This window comes from Yoonia sp., from assembly GCF_036007805.1.
Lineage (GTDB): Bacteria > Pseudomonadota > Alphaproteobacteria > Rhodobacterales > Rhodobacteraceae > Yoonia.
On record NZ_DASYOK010000280.1, the window covers coordinates 1 to 5,840 of the forward strand.

Consider the following 5,840-nt stretch of genomic DNA (forward strand, 5'->3'; position numbering starts at 1 on the left):
TTCGTCATCAACCTGGTCAACCTTGTTCATGTAAACGACCATGTAAGGGATACCAACCTGACGGCCGAGCAGGATGTGCTCGCGGGTCTGTGGCATCGGGCCGTCGGCTGCGTTCACAACCAGGATCGCGCCGTCCATCTGCGCGGCACCGGTGATCATGTTCTTCACATAGTCAGCGTGGCCGGGGCAGTCGACGTGGGCGTAGTGACGGGACTCTGTCTCATACTCGACGTGTGCGGTCGAAATGGTGATACCACGGGCCTTCTCTTCTGGCGCGCCGTCAATCTGGTCGTAGGCCTTGAAGTCACCGAAATACTTGGTGATCGCAGCGGTCAGGGTGGTCTTGCCGTGGTCAACGTGGCCGATTGTGCCAATGTTTACGTGCGGCTTGTTACGTTCAAACTTTGCCTTTGCCATGGTGTGGCTCCTTCAAATTTAGGTTTGGGCGGCGGGGCAGGCCCCGCCCTACGGGGTGTTGGGTAGGGCGGGGTTCACCCCGCCATCCCGATTAAGCGTATTTTGCCTGGATCTCTTCAGAGATGTTGCTTGGCACTGGATCGTAGTGGTCGAACTGCATCGTAAACTGCGCACGGCCCGAAGACATGGAACGCAGTGTGTTGATGTAGCCGAACATATTCGCCAGAGGCACCATCGCGTCGATGACAATCGCGTTGCCGCGTGTGTCCTGACCCTGCACCATGCCGCGGCGTGATGTCAGGTCACCGATGATCCCGCCGGTATATTCCTCGGGTGTCACCACCTCGACCTTCATGATCGGTTCGAGCAGTTTCGCACCGGCTTTGCGCATGCCTTCACGCATACACATACGGGCCGCGATTTCGAACGCCATGATGGAGGAGTCAACGTCGTGGAACTTACCGTCGATCAAAGCCACCTTGAAGTCGATCACAGGGAAGCCGGCCAACGGGCCGTTATCCATGACAGACAGGATGCCTTTTTCAACACCGGGGATGTATTCCTTCGGCACAGCACCACCGACGATGCGGCTTTCAAACGAATAACCCTCGCCTGGCTCTGTCGGAGAAATGATCATCTTCACTTCCGCGTACTGACCGGAACCACCAGACTGTTTCTTGTGGGTATAGGTGTGCTCGACTTCGTGGCCGATGGTCTCACGGTAGGCCACTTGTGGCGCACCGATGTTGGCTTCGACTTTGAATTCGCGCTTCATGCGGTCGACGAGGATGTCGAGGTGCAATTCGCCCATGCCCTTCATGATGGTCTGACCGCTTTCGATGTCAGTTTCCACGCGGAAGGACGGATCTTCTGCCGCAAGACGCGCCAGCGCGATACCCATTTTCTCCTGGTCGGCCTTTGTCTTTGGCTCGACCGCAATCTCGATCACCGGATCGGGGAAGGTCATTGTTTCAAGAACAACAGGATCGGCTGCATCACAAAGTGTGTCACCGGTTGTTGTGTTTTTCAGACCACCCAGTGCGATAATGTCACCGGCCCAGGCTTCGCTGATCTCTTCGCGGTTGTTGGAGTGCATCATCATCATACGGCCAACACGCTCTTTGTTACCCTTGGTAGAGTTGAGCATGGTGTCACCCTTCATCAGCTTACCGGAGTAGATCCGTGTAAACGTCAAAGAGCCCACAAACGGGTCGTTCATGATTTTGAACGCCAGACCGGAGAACGCCATGTTGTCATCCGCACGACGCGGGATGTTGCGTGTCTCTGTCTCGTCGCCTGGCTTGAAGCCCATGTAGTCAACGACGTCCATCGGGCTTGGCAGATAATCGACAACTGCGTTCAACAGAGGCTGAACCCCTTTGTTCTTGAACGCGGAACCACCCAGCACAGGAACGAATGCCATCGCCAGCGTACCCTTGCGGAGCAGCTTGCGCAGTGTTGGCACGTCAGGCTCGTTGCCTTCGAGGTATTCCATCATCGCGTCGTCGTCCATTTCGACGGCGGCTTCGATCATCTTGCCACGCCATTCGTCGGCCATATCCTTGAGGCTGTCACGGATAGGTGCCTTGATCCAGGACGCGCCCAGATCTTCACCTTGCCACAGCCACTCTTCCATGGTGACGAGGTCGATGAGGCCTTCCAGCTCGTTCTCTGCACCGATCGGAATCCCGACTGGCACGGCTTTTGCACCGGTCCGGTCTTCGATCATGCGCACGCAGTTGAAGAAGTCAGCGCCGATCTTGTCCATCTTGTTGACGAAAACCATACGCGGGACTTTATAGCGGTCAGCCTGACGCCAGACAGTCTCTGTCTGCGGCTCAACACCGGCGTTGGCGTCGAGAACACAGACCGCACCGTCAAGCACAGCCAGCGAACGCTCGACTTCGATGGTGAAGTCAACGTGACCGGGGGTGTCGATGATGTTCAGACGGTGCTTGGGGCTGTCAGGCTCAACGCCGTCCTCAGTGCGCTCCCAGAACGTGGTTGTCGCAGCAGAGGTGATCGTAATGCCACGTTCCTGCTCTTGCTCCATCCAGTCCATGGTAGCGGCGCCATCATGCACTTCGCCGATGTTGTGTGATTTACCGGTGTAGTACAGGATACGCTCGGAACAGGTGGTCTTACCTGCGTCGATGTGCGCCATGATCCCGAAGTTACGGTAAAGTTCGAGGGGGTAATCGCGTGCCATTGTGGTGCTTTCCTCTTACCAGCGGTAGTGGCTGAACGCTTTGTTCGCGTCGGCCATTTTGTGGGTGTCTTCACGCTTCTTGACGGCTGTGCCGCGGCCGTTGACCGCATCCATCAGCTCGCCTGCAAGGCGCTCTTCCATGGTGTTTTCGTTGCGCTTTTTCGCAGCAGCGATCAGCCAGCGGATCGCCAGCGCTTCGCGGCGCTCGGGGCGCACTTCAACAGGCACCTGATATGTCGCACCACCAACGCGGCGCGAACGCACTTCGACGGCTGGCTTGATGTTATCAAGGCTCTCGTGGAAGACTTCCACAGGGGATTTCTTCAGCTTGTCTTCAACACGGTCAAAGGCGTTGTAGACGATACGTTCGGCGACGGATTTCTTACCGTCAACCATCAGGTTGTTCATGAACTTGGTCAGAACGATATCGCCAAACTTTGCGTCTGGCAGAACTTCGCGTTTTTCAGCGGCGTGACGACGTGACATCTGATCTCTTCCTTACTTAGGACGCTTCGCGCCGTACTTCGAACGACGCTGCTTACGGTCTTTGACACCTTGTGTATCAAGCACACCGCGCAGAATGTGGTAACGCACACCTGGAAGGTCTTTTACACGGCCGCCGCGGATCAGAACCACAGAGTGTTCCTGAAGGTTGTGGCTTTCACCGGGGATGTAAGAGATGACCTCAAAGCCGTTTGTCAGGCGCACTTTGGCAACCTTACGCATCGCCGAGTTCGGCTTCTTTGGTGTCGTTGTATAAACACGTGTGCAGACGCCGCGCTTCTGCGGGCAGCCTTCCATGTGCTGAGATTTGGATCGTGTGACTTTTGGCTGGCGCGGCTTGCGGATCAGCTGCTGAATCGTTGGCATCGTTTGATGTTCCCATCTATTCACATTTTGCGTCCGGCAAACGCGGGTTTCAAAAACATGCTTCCAGTTCGGAAAGCACAAAAATTCCGCAGTCGAACCCTTACCGGAGGTTCGGTGCGGTGAGCTCCAGAGGAACAAAGCAGAAAAAGCGCTCGGTTCTTGGCCACTACGTGGTATGATATCGGGACGACGGGGATTGCCCCCAGCCCGGATGAGCGGCGTATAGGGGGAGTCTCTTGGCCTGTCAACAGCGCCGCGACAGCCACGCGACTTCTGTGTCGCACGCCTGCAATTCCGCCTCTGTTATCCCATATCATGCTGGCTTTATTGCCTAGCAGATCACACTGGTCCCAAGTCATGGTCCAAGGCGCGCCCGTCGTGCCGTCCAATACAAAACACCCTTTGTAGGAGACCATCACATGACACGGCTCACTCTCAGTCTCATGACGCTTGCCACCCTCGCCGCCTGCGCCACAACAACCGTCGAACCCAATGCCCCAACCGTTTCGTCACGCGATGTTGACAACGCCATGTTCGAGGCAGAACGCATCGCCGCGCTTCCGTTCACGCCCCTGTCTGACCTGCCCTCTGGCGGTGTCACCTACCGTGGGCACGTCGGGGCCGATGTCAGCGGTGACGCGCAGGGCAGTATTCTGGGCGATATGACAATGCTGGTCGATTTCGGCGACAACGATATTTCTGGCAGCGTCACCAATATCAACCTGATTGATCCAAACGGCACCCCGAACCAGCGGTTCGGTGGCAGCCTTGGCATCACCGGCACCGAAACACGTGGTGATCTCGATGCCTTTGCATCCGGTCAGATCTCGGGTGTTGATAACGACGGGTTCGCGGTGGAAAGCCAGATGGTGCTGACGCTTGACGGAACTGTGCGCGACCACTTCAATGAAGGCGACGCCGTCTTTGGGTCCGCGACGGGCTTTGCGACGGGCGACTTCAATATGGACGTGAATGGCGTGTTCTTCGGCACCGCAAACTAGGGCAACCTATCTGATCCGGTCCGGAACCATCCGGTTCCGGATCCGCAGCTTGGTTTCACGGTAAAGCGTAAACAGCCCCGTCGCGACAACGATCATGCCACCGACCAGCGCCAGCGCATTGGGCCATTCGCCGAACACAAGCATCCCGAGCACAAGTGCAACAAGGAGGCTTGTGTACCGGAACGGCGCGACAAACGCGATATCCCCGAAACGCATGGCACTGACCGACGCGATATACCCGAAGATCAGGAACCCTGTCGCGCCCGCCAACTGCATACCGGAGAGCGCGGTAAAGGGCTGCCATTCCACAAAGAGAGAGCCAACGCCGCCAAGCCCCGTCACACCGACCGCCGCGACAAGTGCAACAAAGACTGAAGGCACATTCCGTGACATCCTGCGCACCGCAATATCACGCAATGTGACACAGGCCACCGCCGCGAGGGCATAGATGCTGTATGCGCTAAAGTCCGCACCACCCGGCTGGATAATCAAAAGAACACCGCAAAAACCGACGATAATGGCCGAAAGCCTGCGCCAGCCCAAAGGCTCGCGCAGAAATAGCGCCGCCGCCAAAGCAACCGAGAGCGGCAGGACCTGCAAAATAGCGCTGACATTTGCGATGGGCATGTTGAAAAGCGCGGTCAGAAAAAAGTAGGTGCCGCCGATCTCGCCCACGGTCCGCAGGATCACAAGGCCCCAATCCCGCGCGGGGAATGTAAAGCGAAGTTGCCCCAGAACCTTGCACATAAAGACAAGGAACACGATCGCCCCCAGCCCACGGACAAAGATCGCCTGAAACAACGGAATTTCATCCGCCAACGACTTCATGAAAGCATCGTTCAGCGTATAGGCGCACATCGCCCCCATCATCAGAAGCGCACCGCGAATATTGTCAGACAGCACCGGCATGGTGCTGGCGTATCAGCGCATTTGAAACCTGACCAGCGTTATCGTAAGACGTGCACTGCGCATTTTGCATGGCGCACAACTTTGGCCGCAGTCGACCCCAGCAAATAGTCCTGCATTTCCGGCTGATGGCTGGCGATGATAATCAGGTCAACATCGTTCTTTTCGGCAAAACCCAGTATGGTGCGGGATGCATGACCATCGACCACGACAGCGGTCGCATTGTCGACATCCGCCACCAATGACTTGAGGTTCTCGACCATCTCGGCCTTCGCCGCCTCCAGATGGCCCGGAGGAAGGTATTGCGTCGCATATTGCGGTAGCTGCTCGATGACGTGCAGGCAGGTGATTGCGCCGCCTTCTCCGCACAGAGCCTTGGCGATTTCCATCGCGCCTTGGGCATTGCGGTCGGCTTCGAATGAGACGGGAACAAGGAT

7 protein-coding genes are annotated in these 5,840 nt (G+C 56.9%); 1 reads left to right on the plus strand and 6 read right to left on the minus strand.

The genetic code is table 11. The features are described from left to right. The 4 genes from VGP75_RS14930 to rpsL form a co-directional block, all read right to left on the minus strand. The coding region (locus VGP75_RS14930; RefSeq protein WP_327542504.1) for a GTP-binding protein at window positions 1-417 on the minus strand (417 nt) is incomplete at its 3' end. Between the two features lie 91 nt (window positions 418-508). Further along, window positions 509-2,626 carry an elongation factor G gene (gene fusA / locus VGP75_RS14935; protein WP_327544424.1) on the minus strand — a complete coding sequence of 706 codons (2,118 nt, stop codon included), beginning with the start codon at window positions 2,624-2,626 and terminating at the stop codon, window positions 509-511. Between the two features lie 15 nt (window positions 2,627-2,641). Next, window positions 2,642-3,112 (minus strand): 30S ribosomal protein S7, encoded by a 471-nt coding sequence (rpsG, locus tag VGP75_RS14940; RefSeq protein WP_055294780.1) that lies wholly within the window; start codon window positions 3,110-3,112, stop codon window positions 2,642-2,644. A gap of 12 nt (window positions 3,113-3,124) precedes the next feature. Continuing rightward, window positions 3,125-3,496 carry a 30S ribosomal protein S12 gene (gene rpsL, locus VGP75_RS14945; protein ID WP_055294782.1) on the minus strand — a complete coding sequence of 124 codons (372 nt, stop codon included), beginning with the start codon at window positions 3,494-3,496 and terminating at the stop codon, window positions 3,125-3,127. A gap of 419 nt (window positions 3,497-3,915) precedes the next feature. On the opposite strand from rpsL, the gene VGP75_RS14950 reads away from it, so the two are divergent. Next, complete coding sequence (locus VGP75_RS14950) at window positions 3,916-4,497, plus strand: hypothetical protein (protein WP_327544425.1); 582 nt, start codon at window positions 3,916-3,918, stop codon at window positions 4,495-4,497. A gap of 6 nt (window positions 4,498-4,503) precedes the next feature. Here the strand turns inward: VGP75_RS14950 and VGP75_RS14955 are convergent, their stop codons facing one another. Then, window positions 4,504-5,406 (minus strand): DMT family transporter, encoded by a 903-nt coding sequence (locus VGP75_RS14955; RefSeq protein ID WP_327544426.1) that lies wholly within the window; start codon window positions 5,404-5,406, stop codon window positions 4,504-4,506. A 38-nt stretch (window positions 5,407-5,444) separates the two neighbouring features. Beyond that, window positions 5,445-5,840: universal stress protein (locus tag VGP75_RS14960; RefSeq protein ID WP_327544427.1), on the minus strand; the 396-nt coding region annotated here is incomplete at its 5' end.